General features: G+C 41.9%; 11 protein-coding genes, 7 tRNA genes, 2 rRNA genes and 1 pseudogene. 10 read left to right on the top strand and 11 right to left on the bottom strand.

Annotated elements, in window-relative coordinates; translation table 11 throughout:
* The 4 genes from rrf (F0226_RS20415) to F0226_RS20400 form a co-directional block, all read left to right on the top strand.
* Positions 1-103 (top strand): 5S ribosomal RNA (gene rrf / locus F0226_RS20415); the annotation flags it as partial.
* Between the two features lie 71 nt (positions 104-174).
* Positions 175-251 (top strand) — tRNA-Thr (locus tag F0226_RS20410).
* Between the two features lie 42 nt (positions 252-293).
* A 5S ribosomal RNA gene (gene rrf, locus F0226_RS20405) occupies positions 294-409 on the top strand.
* 30 nt (positions 410-439) lie between these two features.
* Positions 440-516, top strand: a tRNA-Asp gene (locus F0226_RS20400).
* A gap of 1,358 nt (positions 517-1,874) precedes the next feature.
* Here F0226_RS20400 and F0226_RS20390 read toward each other — a convergent pair.
* The 6 genes and pseudogenes from F0226_RS20390 to F0226_RS20365 form a co-directional block, all read right to left on the bottom strand.
* Positions 1,875-1,950 (bottom strand) — tRNA-Asn (locus F0226_RS20390).
* A gap of 29 nt (positions 1,951-1,979) precedes the next feature.
* Positions 1,980-2,055: transfer RNA gene (locus F0226_RS20385), tRNA-Thr, on the bottom strand.
* 36 nt (positions 2,056-2,091) lie between these two features.
* Positions 2,092-2,167 (bottom strand) — tRNA-Asn (locus F0226_RS20380).
* 24 nt (positions 2,168-2,191) lie between these two features.
* A tRNA-Thr gene (locus F0226_RS20375) sits at positions 2,192-2,267 on the bottom strand.
* A gap of 56 nt (positions 2,268-2,323) precedes the next feature.
* A tRNA-Phe gene (locus F0226_RS20370) sits at positions 2,324-2,399 on the bottom strand.
* A gap of 355 nt (positions 2,400-2,754) precedes the next feature.
* A pseudogene (locus F0226_RS20365) lies at positions 2,755-4,052 on the bottom strand (multifunctional CCA addition/repair protein).
* 36 nt (positions 4,053-4,088) lie between these two features.
* Here F0226_RS20365 and F0226_RS20360 point away from each other — a divergent pair.
* On the top strand, positions 4,089-5,747 hold the full coding sequence (locus tag F0226_RS20360; RefSeq protein ID WP_171737351.1) for an ExeA family protein: 1,659 nt from the start codon (positions 4,089-4,091) through the stop codon (positions 5,745-5,747).
* Positions 5,747-6,643, top strand: a complete 897-nt coding sequence (locus F0226_RS20355; RefSeq protein ID WP_171737350.1) for a general secretion pathway protein GspB — start codon at positions 5,747-5,749, stop codon at positions 6,641-6,643. Before F0226_RS20360 ends, F0226_RS20355 begins: the two co-directional genes overlap by 1 nt.
* Positions 6,644-6,800: 157 nt before the next feature.
* Here F0226_RS20355 and F0226_RS20350 read toward each other — a convergent pair whose 3' ends face one another.
* From F0226_RS20350 to F0226_RS20340, 3 genes are all read right to left on the bottom strand, one after another.
* The gene (locus tag F0226_RS20350) at positions 6,801-7,412 is read right to left on the bottom strand and encodes a TIGR04211 family SH3 domain-containing protein (protein ID WP_171737349.1); all 612 of its coding nucleotides are present in this window, start codon (positions 7,410-7,412) and stop codon (positions 6,801-6,803) included.
* Positions 7,413-7,601: 189 nt separating this feature from the next.
* Positions 7,602-8,867, bottom strand: coding sequence for an inorganic phosphate transporter (locus tag F0226_RS20345; protein WP_171737348.1), 1,266 nt, complete (start codon positions 8,865-8,867; stop codon positions 7,602-7,604).
* A 128-nt stretch (positions 8,868-8,995) separates the two neighbouring features.
* Positions 8,996-9,676, bottom strand: a complete 681-nt coding sequence (locus F0226_RS20340) for a TIGR00153 family protein (protein ID WP_171737347.1) — start codon at positions 9,674-9,676, stop codon at positions 8,996-8,998.
* A gap of 205 nt (positions 9,677-9,881) precedes the next feature.
* Between F0226_RS20340 and F0226_RS20335 the strand changes: the two genes are divergently transcribed.
* The gene (locus F0226_RS20335; RefSeq protein WP_171737346.1) at positions 9,882-11,399 is read left to right on the top strand and encodes an inorganic triphosphatase; all 1,518 of its coding nucleotides are present in this window, start codon (positions 9,882-9,884) and stop codon (positions 11,397-11,399) included.
* Positions 11,400-11,446: 47 nt separating this feature from the next.
* On the opposite strand, the gene F0226_RS20330 is transcribed toward F0226_RS20335, so the two are convergent.
* Positions 11,447-12,196 (bottom strand): potassium channel family protein, encoded by a 750-nt coding sequence (locus F0226_RS20330; protein WP_171737345.1) that lies wholly within the window; start codon positions 12,194-12,196, stop codon positions 11,447-11,449.
* 103 nt (positions 12,197-12,299) lie between these two features.
* Between F0226_RS20330 and F0226_RS20325 the strand changes: the two genes are divergently transcribed.
* The 3 genes from F0226_RS20325 to hldE all read left to right on the top strand — a co-directional run bounded on the left by F0226_RS20325 (position 12,300) and on the right by hldE (position 18,172).
* Positions 12,300-13,556, top strand: a complete 1,257-nt coding sequence (locus F0226_RS20325) for a methyl-accepting chemotaxis protein (RefSeq protein WP_171737344.1) — start codon at positions 12,300-12,302, stop codon at positions 13,554-13,556.
* Positions 13,557-13,793: 237 nt separating this feature from the next.
* On the top strand, positions 13,794-16,655 hold the full coding sequence (gene glnE / locus F0226_RS20320) for a bifunctional [glutamate--ammonia ligase]-adenylyl-L-tyrosine phosphorylase/[glutamate--ammonia-ligase] adenylyltransferase (RefSeq protein ID WP_171737343.1): 2,862 nt from the start codon (positions 13,794-13,796) through the stop codon (positions 16,653-16,655).
* An 86-nt stretch (positions 16,656-16,741) separates the two neighbouring features.
* The gene (hldE, locus tag F0226_RS20315; protein ID WP_171737342.1) at positions 16,742-18,172 is read left to right on the top strand and encodes a bifunctional D-glycero-beta-D-manno-heptose-7-phosphate kinase/D-glycero-beta-D-manno-heptose 1-phosphate adenylyltransferase HldE; all 1,431 of its coding nucleotides are present in this window, start codon (positions 16,742-16,744) and stop codon (positions 18,170-18,172) included.
* Between the two features lie 154 nt (positions 18,173-18,326).
* On the opposite strand, the gene tolC is transcribed toward hldE, so the two are convergent.
* On the bottom strand, positions 18,327-19,649 hold the full coding sequence (tolC, locus tag F0226_RS20310) for an outer membrane channel protein TolC (protein WP_171737341.1): 1,323 nt from the start codon (positions 19,647-19,649) through the stop codon (positions 18,327-18,329).
* Between the last annotated feature and the right edge of the window lie 31 nt (positions 19,650-19,680).

Below are 19,680 nucleotides of genomic sequence, written 5' to 3'. Positions count from 1 at the left end.
GCATTGTGGACCCACCTGATCCCATGCCGAACTCAGAAGTGAAACACAATAGCGCCGATGGTAGTGTGGGGTTTCCCCATGTGAGAGTAGGACATCGCCAGGCTCCAAATTTATCTTCACTTTAAAAAGTGAATACAAAAGTTTTCAGAATCGTCTTTAAACGGCTCCTGAATTGCTGATATAGCTCAGCCCGGTAGAGCGCACCCTTGGTAAGGGTGAGGTCCCCAGTTCGAGTCTGGGTATCAGCACCAGTATTTAGTTGATTTGATTAATCAAGTTAACAACAGAATTTGTTTGACGACCATAGCATTGTGGACCCACCTGATTCCATGCCGAACTCAGAAGTGAAACACAATAGCGCCGATGGTAGTGTGGGGTTTCCCCATGTGAGAGTAGGACATCGTCAGGCTCAAATTGCTTTAAGCTGAATAGACACTGCGGAGTGGTAGTTCAGTTGGTTAGAATACCGGCCTGTCACGCCGGGGGTCGCGGGTTCGAGTCCCGTCCACTCCGCCACTTATTAAAAAGCCCTGCTAGAAATAGCAGGGCTTTTTTGCATGTTTTAGTTTATCTTTCTATAGATTCTCATAGGTTTAATACTCTCCTGGAGGCATTTCAGGTAGTGTTTCTACCTATTTTCTAGTGACAAGTATTTTTCTTAATCGTCTATTTAGATGTGTTGAGCTTACTTCACTTTAAAGCTGGAGAATCAAGTCTAGGCATCAGAGTATATTCATCTTTATTTAATTCATCGGTCCTGCACTAGCCAATAAGCCCAACTTTTCGCAGGTTAGCAGTACTCTAGAATTCCATAGTTTGGTTGTATAAGCTTTTTTGATGTATTGCACCTCCTCATTCTACAATTCCTTTAGCAGCTTTAATTGCGCTTTATGCGTCACTGTAGAGCCTATCAAGTGTGATATTTGGTGTTGAAGGGCTAGCTGATAGTATCATACCGGAAGATCATCCAGACTAACTGTTGAGAAAAAAGCACCTTAAAGAATACGTCACTTCAAACGCGAGAAAACCTGAAGGTGGGCGCTTGCAAGGAAGTGATATCGTACACTCATCTTTGATTAATTTGACGTTTCTTACCAGCTACTCGGTGTATACCGCTTATGGCATGAATTTAACTTGAGCTGGATGACTACACGTTCTAAAGCACCCAAAACAATCAAAAGAAACCCAAGAATCTTTTAAAAAATCCCCCAATAGACACGATCCTTAAGACCCCTGGATATATCTACTTACAAGTAGTGCTTGTTTGGTTTTAAGAAGAAGCGAAATTTGGTCAACGCAATACCACAACGAAGATTTTAGCTGAAAAACGAACTCGGTCTAGAGCCATTCAACAGCAACTATTTGAGCTCGCTTATTTGCTTGTACCATTACGGATGAAGCTGAAGCGATGGTTTCTCCGCTAAGTAACATGGAAGCAGTGACGAAGCACCTTGAGTTGATCTCAACGGCGACACCTGCTGGTAAGCATTCTGTGATTTATGGATCAAGCTACCTGGTATCAAGCACACTTAGTCAATTACTTTAAGAACATCACGATAATCTATATCCCGCCATATTCACCAGAATTCAACTCGATAGAGCAAGTTTGGTAATGGCTTTGCGAGTAGGTGTTTTGTAAACTATATCGATATAGTGAACTCAGTGTGCATGATTGGAATCGCTTTTGTGAAGATAAACGCAGAGTCTAATCTCTCAGCTTTGGTGATTGGACTCGATTAATAGGTTAATTAATGGAATTGGTATTGCTTGAGATAATAGAAATGCAGTGATCTTTGAGTTTAATGGAGATGTTAGTATAAAACTTGGGTTTTGAAATGCAAAAAGACCGCATCAACGATGCGGCCTTTTTTAATTGGCTCCCCTTGCAAGACTTGAACTTGCGACATACGGATTAACAGTCCGCCGTTCTACCAACTGAACTAAAGGGGAATTGATGGTTTAGCCTCTAATCAAGAGAATGGTGCCGACTACCGGAGTCGAACTGGTGACCTACTGATTACAAGTCAGTTGCTCTACCTACTGAGCTAAGTCGGCATCATAAATCAAAAAGCTAATGCTTAATGATGAACTTGGCTCCCCTTGCAAGACTTGAACTTGCGACATACGGATTAACAGTCCGCCGTTCTACCAACTGAACTAAAGGGGAATTATTCTTAAAGCTTAAAAGAAATGGTGCCGACTACCGGAGTCGAACTGGTGACCTACTGATTACAAGTCAGTTGCTCTACCTACTGAGCTAAGTCGGCACGTAATATTTCTTTGTGCTTTACTGTTGTTGTCTAGGACACCAACAAATAAATTGTGGTGCCCGGAGGCGGAATCGAACCACCGACACGAGGATTTTCAATCCTCTGCTCTACCGACTGAGCTATCCGGGCGACGAGGTGTATTAAACGCGTTTTCGGCTTTCTGGTCAACTTTAAATTGCAAAAAAAGTATCGTTTGATGTTTTTCTATACTTAATGGGGTGTTTTTATTCATTTTGTATAGAAAAGCGTTAGTCAGTATGACCCAATAAAATCAATGTCTGCGATTAACTTAGTGAAAACGACGAAGATATAAAAAAAGCACCTATGGAAATGTGTTACTTTTCTTTTAAAGCCGATGGCATCTTGAAGATCGAGTCTTGCTCCTAAATATATGTTTATCTAAATTCAAATGAACTTGTAATACCTTAGGGGCTTATTAGCTGAAACATCAAATGGGGTTTGCCTCCTATCTAATGCAATCCCTTTATAAAGTTGCTTGGATCGCTTCAATACGACGCCTTTCTTGCTCTATTCGGATATCTTTACCTTTAAATCCGTCGTCAATAATACTTTTCACTTGTACTGCTAAAGCTGCTTGATACGCAATTTCGAAGCGTCTTTTTTGTGGGTATGACTCTTTTTCTAGCCCCTTTCTTCCTGCATGATCAGCTTGGCAGCATAGAAGGATATCGTTCAGCCGTTCGGGCTTTCTCCATACATCTAATTTATTCAGCACTTTAAGGAAAGTAGCTGGTTTTAGTTCTCCTGCTCTATGGATGTTCGAGTGCTGCTCGCAAACAAGCAGAGCGAGATCTTTGAACTCGTTTGGAATACGGATTCTTTCACAAAGTTGTTTAATGATTTTCAGGCCTGTGTGGCAATGCATTTTATGGCTAGGCCATTCAGATTCGGGGGTAACCCCTTTACCTAAGTCGTGAACCTGGGCTGCAAACCTGACTGGTAATGATGGGCTTAAGATCGCAGCTTGTTGAGCCACCATTAATGTATGGATTCCAGTATCGATTTCAGGGTGCCATTTTTCTGGTTGAGGAACTCCAAATAATGCATCTAGCTCAGGTAAAACAATTTTAAGAGCTTCGCATTCCCTCAAGGTAGAAATGAAAATTTCTGGGTGAGGCGAACTTAATGATTTATGCCATTCTTGCCAAACACGCTCAGGGGTTAAATGCGCAAGCTCTCCTGAGTCAGCTATAGCTTTCATGAGGGATAATGTTTCTTTAGCAACGGTAAAGCCCAAATGATGTAGCTTAGCCGCGAATCGAGCAACGCGGAGTACTCTTAGAGGGTCTTCAATGAATGCATCTGATACATGCCTGAGAACTCTGTCTTTGAGGTCTTGCTGTCCATTGTAAGGGTCATAGATGACTCCATTTTCATCCTGAGCTATCGCATTGATTGTTAAATCTCTACGCATGAGGTCTTCTTCTAAGCTTACATCAGGGGCGAAATGACATTCGAACCCGGTGTAACCTGTGCCTGACTTTCGCTCGGTACGCGCTAATGCATGCTCTTGTTTAGTTTTGGGGTGTAAGAATACAGGAAAGTCTTTTCCAACCGCTGTGAAACCTAATGATTCCATTTCTTTCGGTGTGCTGCCTACTACAACCCAGTCTTGATCCTTACATTCAATACTAAGAAGTTTATCGCGAACGGCACCACCCACGAGGTACCTTTGTAATGGCTTATTTTTTTGCACGTTGTCTTTAATTTGCAAGCTAACACCTCGAAATTTTTATCACTGCTGGACTTTATCGTGCGCAGTGGTACTTTGCCATAATCGTAATTATAGGGCTGCACATGTATAAGGAATATTTTGGCTTCGTAGAGATGCCATTTTCGATTGTACCAAATTCTCGCTATCTGTTTCTGAGTCAACGCCATCAAGAGGCGATGCAAAATTTACAGGCAGGTTTAGGGGAAGGTGGAGGCTTTGCCATGCTTACTGGCGAAGTAGGGACCGGTAAGACGACTGTAGCGAAAGCAATGCTAACAGGGTTGGATGAAGATACTTGTGCAGGGCTAATTTTAAACCCGACTTTTTCTAACACTGACTTGCTAGAAGCTATTTGTGATGAGTTTGACGTTTTATATCCAGAACAAGCATCACTGAAACAGCTTAGCCAGGCTATACACCAGTTTCTACTCGATAATCATGCTCAAGATATTCAGACCCTTCTTGTTATTGATGAAGCGCAGCATCTTGCTGCGGATGTCTTAGAACAGTTGCGGTTGCTTACTAACTTAGAAACAGACCATAGAAAGCTATTGAAAGTTCTCTTAGTGGGTCAGCCTGAATTACAACAGCATTTACAAACCACTCAGTTACGCCAACTAGCCCAACGAATTACTGGTCGTTATCATTTGTTGCCTCTCAATGTTGAAGAAACAGGTAAATATATAGCTTTCCGTCTCGAAATGGCGGGCGGTAGCGACATGCTTTTTACGAATTCGTCAATAAAGATCATTGCCCTGCATACTCATGGTATCCCGCGTCTGATTAATTTGGTTTGCGATAAAGCATTACAGTTAAGCTTTCATGCAGGTGAGGCTTCATCGGGACGAAATCGGTCTATTCCTAACAATACGGTTCAACGTGCTTGTCAGCAGGTTATGTCATTCCAAGCTGAGGTTTATCATTCTCCACAAGTAACCCGTACATATGGACTTCCTAAATGGGTGAATCAAATAGCTGCAGCTTTATGTGGTTTAGGATTAGCTTATGGAGCGTATATTTATAGCCCCCAGTATTTTGAAAAGCTCCCTTTCAACCAAGCCGAAATAGCTGATGTGCCGGAAGTCGAAATTGCTGCTAGATCTGTAATAGCGGTACAAAAAGATAATGGTATACCTGACGATGTTAAAGAGGCTTTAAGTGCTGGAAAGCAGCGCTCTATAGCGATACAGAGCTTATATAGGTTGTGGGGATACAAATCTTCAGTACGAGATGGACTCTGCCTAAGTGAGCCACAGAGTGAGTTTACTTGTCATCAGCAGAAAGCGACGTTAAGTGAGTTAATCAACGCGAACGTCCCTGTCGTGCTAAATCTTGAACTCAACCAAAACCCTCTATTTGGTGTACTTTACAGCGCATCATCAGATTCAGTTGAACTACTCATTCGCGATCAACTGGTACAACTGCCTATAGATGTTCTCAATGAATTATGGCGTGGAGACTATGTGGCTATTTGGAAGCAGCCTTTAAGGCAAACTCTAAAATATGGTTACCAAGGAGAGGCAGTCACAATGTTGGACTTATTGCTCTCAGAGGCTCTAGGTGAAGATGTATCGGGCGGTGATGTGTTTGATGAAGAATTAAAGTCTAAGGTTGCAGCTTTTCAGAGCTGGCAAGGTATGACGGTTGACGGAATTGCAGGTAGCCGAACTTTAGCTCGGTTACAAAAACTGACTCAATTAGACGCCCCAGTGTTGGCTACTAACCCTGGAGAACCTAAGTAATGTCTCAGATTATGGATGCGTTAAAGCAATCAGAATTACAAAAACCAGGGCTTCAGCAATCAACTTTCTATTCAACTGGTGAGCAAGTGAATCAGTTTGGTGCTTCTTCAATTCAGTCTAATAAAAAATCATCCGTGCTTTTGCTATGTTCGTTAATCGTAGTGCCTTCTTTATTCGTTGTTGGAGCGCTGTATTATCAATGGCAAGAAGATAGAGTTCAGACGATGGAAGTTGAGGTAGGAGAGCCTCAATTACAACAGATGAGTGTTGAGCCTGCCGTTGCCTCTTTATTTTCGGTTCGTCCTGCAATGTTATCTAAGGATCTGAAACCATTGATTCGTCAAATTGAATACTCAGAAGCGAGTCTTGTATCCAGAGCGACAACTAAGCGGGATGACAATAATTTACAGGAAAGCTCTCAAGTAATGGTTCAAGTTGAACCTCAAAGAGTATTTGAAACAGAGCAGCAGCAAGTAATTCATAGTTCTAAACCCATACTTATTGAGCCAAGTGAACCTGAGTTAGATTTAGGGGATATCGACTTAACCGAGTTTTCGCCTGAATTAGCGCTGACTATTGAATCTATTTTACAAGACTCAACGAATAACAGTGATGTGCTCAATCGCCAAGGTAATGGAAATGCAGAAAGTGGTGCGATTGATCTTGAGTCAAATACTCACCTTTTCTCTGGCTCCTTACCTAAATTGAATCTACAAACCCACATGTATTCAAGTAACCAAGCAAAGCGCTGGGTGAAGATAAATGGTCAAGATAGATATTTAGGTGACTGGATCACTAATGGTGTTCAATTAATCGAAATAAAACCTCAATCAATTATTGTCGAGTTTCAGGATGAGCTCATTGAAGTTCCAGCCTTGTATGAGTGGCAGGGATAGAGTTTTGGATATGGCTCGTGAGACCGTCTTAAGATAGCTACAGACTAGAGATATATTTTACGTATAGAAAAGGGGCACATATCAATGTGCCCCTTTTGCTTATTCTGTGCCTGTTACTTGATTTATTAACTCAATTCTAGCTTAGGTTGGTTAGCGTTTAAGACCAGCCGTTTGGTGACTTCTTACGGCGTGGAATGATATGTGGTAACAGCAGACCAAACAGAAGACCAATACCCGCTACACCACCGCCATACATAAAGTATTTAAGCAACAAATCATCTTTTTGAGTGTCGATTTTCGCGCGCAATTCGCGGTTCTCAGTTTGAGATGAAGTAAGCTGTTGGCTAATCTCACTGTAGTTTTGCTCAAGCTCTGAGATTTGCTTGTTACGTGAATCGAGTGAACTTGCTAAACCTGCTTTTTCGCTATCAGCACTCTGACGAGCATTTGCTAGTTTTGCTTTCACATCCGCTAACTCTTTTTCAATTCTAGGTAAGCGTAATACCATGCTTTCTTGACGGCTAACAAACTTACTTTCAACCCAACCTTTACGGCCTCGGTTATCAAGAACCTCACTGTATCCAGTTTTTTTGTTCGCTTGCAGTAGCTTAATTTTCTCTCCAGCATCAATACTACCGATAATACGATAAGTATTGTTTGGCCCAGAGTGCATGTAAGTAAAAAGTTTGTCAGCGATATAACGATCTTGAGCGAATGCAGCTGGAGCTGCAAGCATTGTAAACAAAACCATGCAAATCAGTTTTTTCACAGTAATTCCCTTAACAATTCTAATTTGGGTAGGCGTGAGTCAGCCTTAATTATCAAATAGTATTTAGTTTTTTTGGCTCGTGCAACAAAGAAGGGAGGCTAAGCCTCCCTTTCTGTGCGTTTGAGTCAATAATGACATTGTATTTACATACAAATATCTAGACTCACATGTCTCTGACTTAATTCTTGATTATAAGCTCATAAATAAAGCTTGAATAACGTAGAAGAATACAACCGCTAGTAGAGCACCAGCCGGTAACGTCACAATCCATGAAGCAACAATATTACGAACAACACCTAAGTTAAGGGCTGCAATGCCTCGAGCAAAGCCCACACCCAAAACAGCACCAACTAGTGTTTGTGTTGTCGAGATTGGAAGACCAGTACCAGATGCTAATACTACTGTACAAGCTGTTGCCAGTTGAGCTGCAAAGCCTCGGCTTGGTGTCAGTTCTGTAATACCAGTACCAACTGTTGCCATAACTTTATGACCCATAGTGGCAAGACCAACAACGATACCAATACCACCAAGAGGAAGAATCCACCAAGCAATTGAGGTTTTACCTGTAATTTCACCCATGTGCTCAACTGTTGATACAACCGCTGAAAGTGGACCAATCGCGTTTGCTACATCATTTGAACCGTGAGCGAAAGCCATTGCACAAGCTGTGATAACCATAAGTACAGAGAAGATGCCTTCTACGCCAGCAAAGCCATGATCTTCTTCGCGGTTAGCAAACTTCTTCTGGATGTATAGGTAACCACCTAACATGATTAGACCAGAGAAACCTGCAGACCATAACCAAGCTTCAGTATTGCTTAGGTGAAGACCAACGTGCTTAAGACCTTTCTTGATCGTTACAAGTGCAATTACCATCGTGGTAATGAACATGTACACAGGAACAAAACGCTTAGCATTAAACAGAGGATTCTCTGTATCGAAAATTAATCGTTGAGCACTCACAAATATCACATAGGCGAAGAAGCCGGAAATAAGTGGTGTAACAATCCAACTACCTACAATACCTTGAACGCTATTCCAATCTACTGCTTCAGTACCAACAGACACACAAGCAAAACCGATGATTGCACCGATAATAGAGTGTGTCGTCGACACTGGCCAGCCCATGTAAGACGCAAGCAGTAGCCATGTACCTGCCGCTAATAGCGCAGACATCATGCCATATACAAGCACATCAGGTTGGTGAGCAAATAGAGATGTTTCGATAACACCTTTACGGATCGTGTCAGTTACTTCGCCACCCGCAAGGTATGCACCTGCGAATTCAAAGATCATTGCGATAATGATCGCTTGTTTAACGGTTAAAGCTTTAGAGCCTACTGAAGTGCCCATTGCGTTCGCAACGTCATTTGCACCAATACCAATAGCCATCAAGAAACCGAAAGCTGCTGCAACAATAATCAGGACAGTGCCGTAATTAGCAAGGATATCCATCGTAATACCTAGTTGTTTGATAACAAGCGGAACAAATTTAGACGCAAAAAACCGCTCAGCGAGAGAAATACTCAGCGCATAAGTGGTTTGGTTAAAAAGTGCTCTTCGTTATATAGTTAACGTATGATTTAAGATCGAGAAAGCATTACTTCAAGACGAGCACCAACGCGCTGTGCTTGATCTGCAATACCACCAATCCATTCAAGAATTTTGTATAAGAACATGATGTCGACAGGATTTAGATCGCATTCAATCGCCATTAATTGTTGGCGTAGTTCGATCTGCATTGCATCGGTATCATCTTCGATTACATCTAATTGATGAATCATTTCAGCAACGAGTGTTACTTCACGACCTTTAAAGCCCGTTTCAAGTAATTCGTCTAGTTCATTAATTACGTTTTGTGCTTGGTTCGCTGCATCTAGGCAACGTTTAACGTAAGCAATGAAGTTCTCTTGCATTGGAGCAGGAATGACAAGTTGACGACCATATACACGGCCAGCAATGTCTTTCGCTAGGTTTGCAAGTTTGTCTTGCTGAGTTAAAAGCTCCAGCATATCGGTGCGATCAACCGGCATAAACAAACCGCGAGGAAGTTTAAGGCGAATTTCACGTTTTAGTACGTCTGCTTCTTTCTCTAAGTGAGAAATCTGAGCACGAATTTCAGATGCTTTTTCCCAGTCACCCTTTGAAGAAACTTCAAAGAAATTGACTAAATGTGAACAACATTCATTCACGCAAACCACGTGACGCTGCAAAGGCTTAATTGGGGACTTTGCAAATAACCCCATAATTGTATTTACTGGCATGGTCATCCAACCTAATAAATAATAACCTAAAAAACATACACCATTTTCGTGGTGAAATGTTAAGCGATGGCTACAAAGTCGCGCATGTTAACCCAATCAATCTCTCATTAAAACTGTTTTAGATCATCATTATCGCGATATTTCTTTCTTGCCCGGATTCTAAATAGGCAATATCCTATTCTTATCTTTATAGAAAGGCATAACTATGGAAACCGAGATAGAGCTTAAGTTTTTTGTTTCTCCTGATTTTTCAGAGACTTTGCGCAATAAAATTGCTGAAACTAAAGTCCTTCAGCACAGTTGTCGTGAATTAGGTAACATCTACTTTGACACCCCTGATAACTGGCTACGTAAGCACGATACTGGCTTACGAATTCGACGTTTTGATGACGTATTTGTACAAACCGTAAAAACGGCGGGTCGAGTTGTCGCTGGTCTACATCAAAGACCTGAATATAATGCCGAGCATAACAGTAATGAACCTGATTTATCGTTACATCCTGCCGACATTTGGCCTGAAGGAAAAGATATTGAAACGGTTCAATCTGAACTATTCCCTCTTTTTTCAACTAACTTTACGCGTGAACAATGGTTAGTAGGTATGCCTGATGGCAGTCAAATTGAAGTTGCTTTTGATCAAGGCTTCGTTGTTTCTGGTGATAAACAAGATCCTATTTGTGAAGTCGAGCTTGAACTTAAATCCGGTCAAGCTGACGCCTTATTTACTCTATCTCGTCAGTTTTGTGAACATGGCGGCATGCGCTTAGGTAACCTTAGCAAAGCTGCAAAAGGTTATCGCCTTGCCCAAGGTTATGCTGGGGATGAAGTTAAAGAACTGACATTGGTGAATACCGATAAAACTGACACCGTTGAATCGTGCTTTATTCAGTCTTTAGAGCATGCTTTATCTCACTGGCATACTCACGAACAGATTTTCACTGAGCGTCAATCGATTGAAGCCTTACATGAAATCAGTCATGCCATCAGCTTTATTCGCCAAACATTCACTATTTATGGTGGCATAGTCCCACGTCGTGCCAGTGCTATTTTACGTCAAGAACTAAAATGGCTAGAGCAAGAGCTAAATTGGTTAAAAACGTACGATTACCTTGAAGACTTGCTTGAAGACAAAGGGCACGTTCTTCGTAAGCTTGATGCTCGCAAGTTCCTGGTTTCGGAACTTAAAGAGATGCAGCAACAGCTTCCTGAACGTGAAGAGTTACTGACATTATTAAGTTCAGCGCGTTACACAGGGCTATTATTGGATCTGAGTCGTTGGATTTTATCTAGAGGGTGGCAGCCTTTCTTAGATGAAAAAGCACGTGAGCAAATGGCTCGAGGCATTGAATGGTTCTCTGTGAAACAATTAGATAGAACTTGGGCAGAGCTCATGGAAGCTTTCCCACCTGAAAGAGTCATGTCTAGCCAAACATACATAGAGCAACAATACCGCTTAATGAGAAACTTATATTCAGGTGTAGGTTTTGCTAGCCTTTATGATGATGAAGAGCGTAATAGCTTCCGACTACCTTGGGCTGACATGATCCAAGGTATCGATGACTTATTAATGTTAAGAACGCTTTCACCTCTTATTGAAAAGCTTGAAGGTGATGAGAAGGATCAATTAGAGCGTTGGCTAGCTCGTCAAGAAGTATCGATATTGCATGCCATGGAACAAACTCGTCAAATTAGCGTTGAAGTTGAGCCATATTGGCAAGACTAAATTGTTGATAAAATCAGTGGTCGAGATAGAAGAATAGGGCGAAAGCCCTATTTTTTTATCTGTTTTTCGAGCTGCTCCAAGCGTTCTAATATCGCTTGTTGCTGCTTGATGATCAGTTCTATATTTTTATCTTTAGTCTCTGCTTGTATGTTTTGCTGTCTATTGGGGGAAGTGATAAGCGAAGTGATCAACCCTGAGATCATACCAAATACACCAACGCCACAAATGATTACAATTGAAGCGATCAATTTTCCTGAACTTGTGACGGGATAATGATCCCCGTATCCCACGGTTGATATAGTAACAAATGCCCACCATAAGGCATCTTGACCTGTCGTGATATTGGCTCCTGGGTCTTTCTGTTCAAGCAATAAAATGCTTCCGGCACCTATGGTAAGCAGTATGACAAGTAGCAGAAGAATAGAAGCTAACGTCGTTTCTTTCTTATTGTTTAACAAGTTTCTAAAAACTCGGTTTCCAGACCTTAAAATTAGAATTACTCTTAAAATCTGGAAGATTCGGGCAAAGCGAAGGGGTTCTATTAGCGGTAAGCTCGCTATGAAATCGATCCAATGAACTTTTAGAAACTGCACTTTGTCATTTGCCCTAAAGAGATCAATGGTGAGCTGTAGGATAAAAATACTACAGATAATAAAGTCGAGGCCGATAAGTATTTGTCGAGTCTCATGATCGATTGGGGCAAACAACAAGCTAGAGATCACAAATAACGCTATGAAAGAGAGTATAAGTGACAATAAGCTCATCGGCTTTGTTGTGTCTTTGGTAGTATTTAACATTCTTATGAAGCTCGAAATAAATAGCGCATGACTATAATTTTGTACAGTGTGCTTGCGACTAACGCAAAGACTTTAATATATAAGACTTAGTGGAGAAGTGACAATGACAAAACTGGCCTTTAAGCCTTGGGAAAGGATTATCTCGGATACTCGCCTTGTTCCGAAAATGATCGTATTGATGGTGTTTAGTACGGTTTTGATCATTGCTAAGCAATTGTGGGATGCAAGTACATTCTACGATGCGCTTCTTGCTGCTACAAATAGCGCTCAAGTTGCTCAAGAACATTATGAAACCTACCTGGTTCAGGTTGCATGGCAAACTGCAATTATGATTGCTGTATTTATCGTGCTGCTGATGGGGGCCGCTAACGTGATGTTGCGCCAAACTCAGTACTTAAGCGCAGCAATTAAAGTCATGGCAAGTAAAGACCTTTCTGTTCCAATTGAAATGGATTGTAAAGATGAATATGGCGACGTTGCTCGTGAGTTAGAAAAAACTCGAGTACAGCTGCATGACATGATCAAAACTCAGCTTAGCTCTTCAGATGAATTATCAGCGCTGACGGAAGTAATGACAATCAGCATGTCTGAAACGAAAGACTCGGCACAAGAAGAATTCAATGAAATTGATCAACTTGCGACTGCAATGAGCGAAATGACTTCAACTGTTCAAACCGTCGCAGATCATGCTCAAAATGCTTCAGCATTAACAGAGCAAGCTTCAGTACAGGCAGTTACTGGTCAAAAATTCGTACAAGGCACAGTGACGAAGATGAGTGAACTATCGACCGATATTTCAGCGTCAGCAGGTGCCGTGAACCAAGTAGAAGAACGTGTAGAATCTATCGGAAGTGTCGTGGGTACTATCCAAGGCATTTCAGAACAAACTAACCTACTAGCACTGAATGCTGCCATTGAGGCGGCGCGAGCAGGTGAAGCTGGTCGTGGTTTTGCTGTAGTAGCCGATGAAGTACGTAATCTTGCTCAACGTACGCAACAAGCAACCGTTGAAATTCAAGAAATGATCACTCACTTACAAAACAGTGCGAACTCAGCGGTAGAGCTGATGGAGAAAAGTGTAGTTGAAGCGGCAGATGGTGTAGAGCTAGTAACCAATGCCGGCTCTGAGCTAGATGGCATTGTTGAACAAGTTAATCAAATTAATGACATGAACTTCCAAATTGCAACGGCTGCTGGTCAACAAAGCAGTGTCGCAGAAGAAATGAGTGTTAACCTAACTAACGTAAGAGAGTTGGTTGAAGCGTCTGTAACCGTAGTCAGTGAGCTGCTTGAAACCTCTGAAATAATGCAAACCAATGCTGAAGAGTTGGATGGGAAAATCAAACAATTCAAAGTGTAATTAGATGTCACTGCATCTTTAGATGTGCAGATATTTAGAATAGATAAATTAAAACGCCTACATTGCTGATGTGGGCGTTTTTTATTGGCTGAAGTTTGATGCAAACAAAGATGAGTTTGATACAAATCGCAAAGAGTTTGCTATAAATAAACTCGCTCGGAAGAAAGCAACAGTAACCCTAAACCAACAAAGTTTAGGTAAAGTCAGTCAGTGATCGGTTTAATACAAGGAAGACTCATGCAATTACCTTCTCCACTCGTACCTCATGCCCAGTCCGCATTAGATAGCTTATATGATCATCAAAAAGAACATATTGAACAATGGTCACCAGAGCGACTTGATGAGCTGACTTATGTTTTAGGCTTGAGTTCATTTATTGGTGATTGTTTACAGCGAGATGAAGAACTTTGTCAGCAGTTGCCAGCGATGCTGGATTCCTCAACTCGTGGGAATGAAAGATCAGCTCAGTACCGAGTAAAACTAGCGGGTTTACTGTCTGAATGCCGCGATGAAATGAGTGGACAACGAGTTTTACGTCAATTCCGAAACCGAGAGATGACCTATATTGCATGGCGAGATTTTACAGCGTCATGGAATTTAGAGCAGAGCTTAGCTCATCTATCGATGCTTGCTGAAGCTATGATCTTTGAAACTTATCAATGGCAATATGATATTTGCTGTCAAGAGTGGGGAACACCATGTAATAGCGAAGGTGAGCCGCAGCCTATGCTTATTATTGGTATGGGAAAACTGGGTGGTGGTGAGCTGAATTTCTCATCCGATATTGACTTGATTTTTACCTACCCTGAAAACGGAGAAACACAGGGTGCGAGACGCAGCATTGCAAATGCACAGTTCTTTACTCGATTAGGGCAAAGGGTCATTAAGGCGCTTGATCAGCATACCTTTGATGGCTTTTGTTATCGTGTAGATATGCGCTTAAGACCGTTTGGTGAAAGTGGTCCCCTTGTGATGAGCTATGCCGCACTTGAAGATTACTACCAAGAGCAAGGTCGTGATTGGGAGCGCTATGCAATGGTTAAAGCCCGAGTGATGGGCAGTGAAATGTACCCTGAATATCAAGAGCTGCGCCAAATGCTACGCCCGTTTGTATTCCGCCGTTACATTGATTTTAGTGCCATTCAATCTTTGCGACGCATGAAATCAATGATCAGCAGTGAAGTCCGTCGCCGTGGTCTATCGAACAATATTAAGCTTGGTCCAGGTGGAATCCGAGAAGTTGAATTTATCGCTCAGGTATTTCAACTTATTCGCGGTGGGCGAGAGCCTAGCTTGCGAGGTCGTGGTTTACTTGAGACGTTATCCGCCATCGAAACGCTTGGCTTATTAGAAACAAAAGAAGTAGAGCATTTGAGTTCGGCATATTTATTTCTAAGACGTCTTGAAAACCTATTACAAGCGATGGGTGATAAACAGACTCAAACTTTACCTGATGGTGAGCAAGAACAGCTTCAATTAGCCGTTGCAATGAAATTTTCAGATTGGGATGGCTTAGTCGAAGAAACGCGAAACCACATGGCTAAAGTGCATATTGTTTTTGAGGATCTTATTGGTGTTGAAGAGGAAGACGCTAATCCAATTGCGAGCCACTTCTCTGAACTTTGGGACATGGCACATAAGCCAGACGTTATTGAGCATGTGCTGGAAAATGATATTGCAGTCGTTAACCCACCAGAAGCCGCGAAAACGATCATCCAATTTAAAGCTGATCTTGCTAAGAAAACGTTAGGTCCACGCGGACGAGAAGTTCTAAATCGATTAATGCCAAAAGTCTTCCAAGCTTTATATACCGCCAAGGATGCCGAGTTTGGTCTATCAAGAGTTCTGCATTTATTGCATCGTATTGTTACGCGTACAACGTATTTAGAATTACTTGATGAGCACCCAGCAGCGTTAACTCAGCTAGTTCGGTTATGTACTGCAAGCCCAATGATTTCAGAGCAGCTAGGGCGATACCCTATTCTGCTTGATGAGTTGATCGATCCTCAACAGCTCTATAATCCCGTTCCATTGGAGTCTTACAAAACTGAGTTACGTGATTATCTTGCTCGTATTCCAGAAGATGATATGGAACAGCAAATGGAAGGGCTTCGTCAATTCAAGCAAACTTGTATCTTACGTATTGCTGCGGCTGACATTGCTGGAGTTCTACCTGTGATGAAGGTAAGTGATCATTTAACTTATTTAGCGGAAGCCATTGTGGAAGCTGGGATCAATCAAGCTTGGCTACAAGTTGCTGCTAAATTCGGAGAACCAACTCATATCAAAGATCGAGAGGGGCGAGGTTTTGCTGTCGTCGGTTATGGAAAAGTAGGCGGCTGGGAATTAGGGTACAACTCTGATCTTGATATTGTTTTCATGCATGATTGCCCTGTGAATGTTTACACTGACGGCAAAAAAGAGATTGATGGTCGACAGTTTTACTTGAGACTTGCACAGCGCATCATTCATATCTTTTCCACTCGAACTGCTTCAGGAATCTTATATGAGATTGATACTCGGCTGCGTCCTTCTGGCGTGTCGGGTTTACTGGTTAGCCCAACGGATGCTTTTGATGAGTATCAACATAATGATGCGTGGACTTGGGAGCACCAAGCGCTAACTCGTGCTCGAATGATTTATGGTGATGGGCAGCTTGCTGAAGCGTTTAATAAAACACGACATGAAGTGTTGTGCCTTGAGCGAGATGGAGACAAACTTAAGAAAGATGTCGTAGATATGCGTGAGAAAATGCGCGGGCATTTAGGTGGAAAGAAATCAGACCGGTTTATGCTTAAGCAAGATGCTGGTGGTATTACGGATGTGGAGTTTTTAGCTCAATATTTAGTGCTGCGTTATAGCCATGAGAAACCTAAATTAACTCGTTGGTGTGACAATGTTCGTGTCTTTGAAAGCATGTTATCTCAAGGCATTATGGAAGAGGCTCAGGGCTTAGCACTAACCAATGCGTACACTACTTTGAGAGATGAAATCCACCATCGGAATTTACTTAACTTAGATGCCGATGTCGCGATAGATAAATTCCCACAAGAAAGGGAAGCGGTGAAACAAGCATGGCAAGAATGGATGGTTGATTAACCCTATTTTTATCAAATTTTTCTATGGTTTAGCCGCTGTAATCAGTGTGCTAAACTCTATCCAGATATGATTTTTGGAGATCCACAATGAAACCAATTCTACCTGACTACAGCCAATCAGGCGTTCTAATTGTCGGTGATGTAATGCTAGACCGCTATTGGTATGGTCCAACAGGGCGCATTTCACCAGAAGCGCCGGTACCTGTTGTAAAAGTAGAAAATAACGAAGAGCGGCCTGGCGGTGCGGCTAACGTAGCAATGAATATTGCTTCGCTGGGTGGTTATGCTCATATCGTTGGTTTAACGGGTGTTGATGAACCAGCACAAGTTTTAAAAGACACATTAAGCTCATTGAAAGTGAAATGTGACTTTGTAGAATTAAAAGATTACCCAACTATCACGAAATTACGCGTGATGAGTCGTGGGCAGCAATTAATTCGCCTGGATTTTGAAGATAAGTTCGAGAATACAGACCCTGAATTGGTGCTTTCTCGTATGGAACAGGCATTACCTAATGTGCGTTCTGTGATTTTATCGGATTATGCAAAAGGTGCTTTAGAGCATGTTCAGCAATTTATCCGAAAAGCGCGCGCGGCTAATGTTCCTGTTTTCATCGATCCTAAAGGTGCCGATTTTGAGCGCTACCGTGGTGCCACTCTATTAACGCCTAATATGGCTGAATTTGAGCTTGTTGCTGGTAAAGTAAAATCAGAAGAAGAACTCATCGAAAAAGGCTTGGCTTTAATTGAAGAGTTTGATTTTGAAGCGCTACTGGTTACTCGCAGTGAACACGGCATGACTTTGCTGCGTAAAGGGCAAGAACCTTTCCATTTGCCAACGTTGGCGAAAGAAGTGTACGACGTAACTGGCGCGGGTGATACTGTGATTTCAGTACTGGCGGCTTCGGTTGCTGCGGGTAAACCACTAGATGAAGCATGTGCATTAGCGAATGCTGCTGCGGGTGTTGTAGTGGGTAAACTGGGTACATCAACGTTATCAATTATTGAATTAGCAGAAGCGATTCACGGAAGCCAAGATACCGATTTCGGTGTAATTTCTGAATCTGCACTTGTTGAAGCGGTAAAACGCGCTCGAGCGAAAGGCGAAAAAGTCGTCATGACTAATGGTTGCTTTGATATCTTACATGCCGGTCATGTTTCTTACATGAACCATGCCGCTGAATTAGGTGACCGCTTAATTGTCGCAGTGAACACTGATGATTCAGTTAAACGTTTAAAAGGTCCAACTCGTCCAATTAATCCAACTGATCGCCGTATGGCTGTATTGGCTGGTTTAGGTGCTGTTGATTGGGTGGTTCCATTTTCTGAAGATACTCCTCAACGTTTGATCTCTGAAGTATTGCCAAGCATCTTGGTAAAAGGCGGTGATTACAAACCTGAAGAGATTGCTGGTGGTGAAGAAGTGATTGCTGCTGGTGGAGAAGTTAAGGTTCTAAACTTTGAAGATGGTTGTTCAACAACTGAAATCATCGAAGCGATCAAAGGTGGTAGAGGTTAAATCGGATAATTTTGATTAGCCGTTACTCCAGATACATCACTCAATAGATTAATTTTTTTCCTTCAGTGATAAATCAAAAGTAATAAAAATGCCGCTCATTGAGCGGCATTTTTGTTTTAGGTCTTAATCGAGAAGTGACACTCGATAAGCTAAATTAGCTTGTAGCTTTAAGACCTGCGTTTACATCTACAATGTCTTGTTCGCTTAATGTACCAACTGCTTGACGAAGTTGAAGTACGCTTAAGATGTAGTTGTAACGAGCATCAGAAAGGTTTTTATTTGCATCGTAAAGACGACGAGTCGAATCTAATACGTCAACAATAGTACGAGTACCCACATCAAAACCAGCTTCAGTCGCTTCAAGAGCCGATTGAGCTGAAACTACAGACTGCTCATAAGCACGCAGTGCGCCAATTGATGCGCTGATGTTGTTGTTAAATGCACGAACATCTTTTACTACAGAGCGGTAAGTCGCTTCTAGGTCTTCACTTGCTGCAACATAGTTGTATTCAGCTTGTTTAGATAGAGACGTCGTATTGCCACCCGTGTATAGAGGAACAACCAAGTTTAAACCTAAGTTTAAGTTGTCTTGGTCGTAGTCAGATGAACTGTTAGATTGATCAGCAAACGAGTAGCTACCATCTAAAGTTAGGCTTGGCAGGTGACCAGAATCAGCTAATGCAATGTTGTCTTTCGCGATATCTTGAGAAATGCGAGAAGCCAATAAGCTTAAGTTCTTCTCTTGTGCTTGTTCAACTAAAGCTGCAGCAGACTCTGCAGTTTTGCTTGCTGAGAAACGGTCAGTATCTAGAATGTTCAGGTTAGAGTGCTCTTGACCTGTAATTTCACGAAGACCTTCATAGTTATTGACTAACGTATTTTCAGCAAGAACTTCATCGGCAAGTACACCATCAAACTGAGCTTGTGCATCATGCACATCAGTAATAGCAGATAGACCAACTTCAAAACGTTGCTTAGTTTGCTCTAACTGTCGAGCAACCGCAGCTTTTTCAGCACGAACAAACTCTAAGTTATCTTGAGAACGTAATACTTCAAAGTATGCCGTTGCTACACGAAGGATTAAAGCCTGCTGTGTTGCCGCGTAAGATGAATCGGCTTGACGAGCTGTTTTCTCTGCTGAATCTAAAGTGATCCATGAAGAACGTTGGTAAAGTTCTTGTGTGAAGCCAATTGCTGCACCCCAAACATTACTGTCGATATTGCTATTACCCGTCGCATCATAGTCGCGGTCACCACGATTGATATCGTAGTTAGCTGTTAAATTGATTTGTGGAAGCAAAGTACTGCGGCTTGAAGTTACAGCTTCAAAGGCAGCGTCACGTTGAGCCGCTGAACGTAGAAGTTGCGGATCATTCTGTTTTGCTAGGTCATAAACTTCAGCTAGTGAGTCAGCAAACGCTGCTGAACTAAAGCTACCAATTGCTGCACTGATAAGTAGTGGAAGCAGTTTCTTCATTTTCCTATTCCTGCCTTTATAAATAAGGTTT

The organism is Vibrio sp. 99-70-13A1 (genome assembly GCF_013114625.1).
GTDB lineage: Bacteria > Pseudomonadota > Gammaproteobacteria > Enterobacterales > Vibrionaceae > Vibrio.
Note: the sequence above shows the minus strand (reverse complement) of the source record. Positions and strands in the feature narration are given on the sequence as shown.

Excerpts from the sequence above, each read along its gene's own strand:
- F0226_RS20360 (WP_171737351.1), top strand. The coding sequence starts at position 4,089 with ATGTATAAGGAATATTTTGGCTTCGTAGAGATGCCATTTTCGATTGTA.
- F0226_RS20355 (WP_171737350.1), top strand. The coding sequence starts at position 5,747 with ATGTCTCAGATTATGGATGCGTTAAAGCAATCAGAATTACAAAAACCA.
- F0226_RS20345 (WP_171737348.1), bottom strand. The coding sequence starts at position 8,867 with ATGGATATCCTTGCTAATTACGGCACTGTCCTGATTATTGTTGCAGCA.
- F0226_RS20340 (WP_171737347.1), bottom strand. The coding sequence starts at position 9,676 with ATGCCAGTAAATACAATTATGGGGTTATTTGCAAAGTCCCCAATTAAG.
- F0226_RS20335 (WP_171737346.1), top strand. The coding sequence starts at position 9,882 with ATGGAAACCGAGATAGAGCTTAAGTTTTTTGTTTCTCCTGATTTTTCA.
- F0226_RS20330 (WP_171737345.1), bottom strand. The coding sequence starts at position 12,196 with ATGTTAAATACTACCAAAGACACAACAAAGCCGATGAGCTTATTGTCA.
- F0226_RS20325 (WP_171737344.1), top strand. The coding sequence starts at position 12,300 with ATGACAAAACTGGCCTTTAAGCCTTGGGAAAGGATTATCTCGGATACT.
- glnE (WP_171737343.1), top strand. The coding sequence starts at position 13,794 with ATGCAATTACCTTCTCCACTCGTACCTCATGCCCAGTCCGCATTAGAT.
- hldE (WP_171737342.1), top strand. The coding sequence starts at position 16,742 with ATGAAACCAATTCTACCTGACTACAGCCAATCAGGCGTTCTAATTGTC.
- tolC (WP_171737341.1), bottom strand. The coding sequence starts at position 19,649 with ATGAAGAAACTGCTTCCACTACTTATCAGTGCAGCAATTGGTAGCTTT.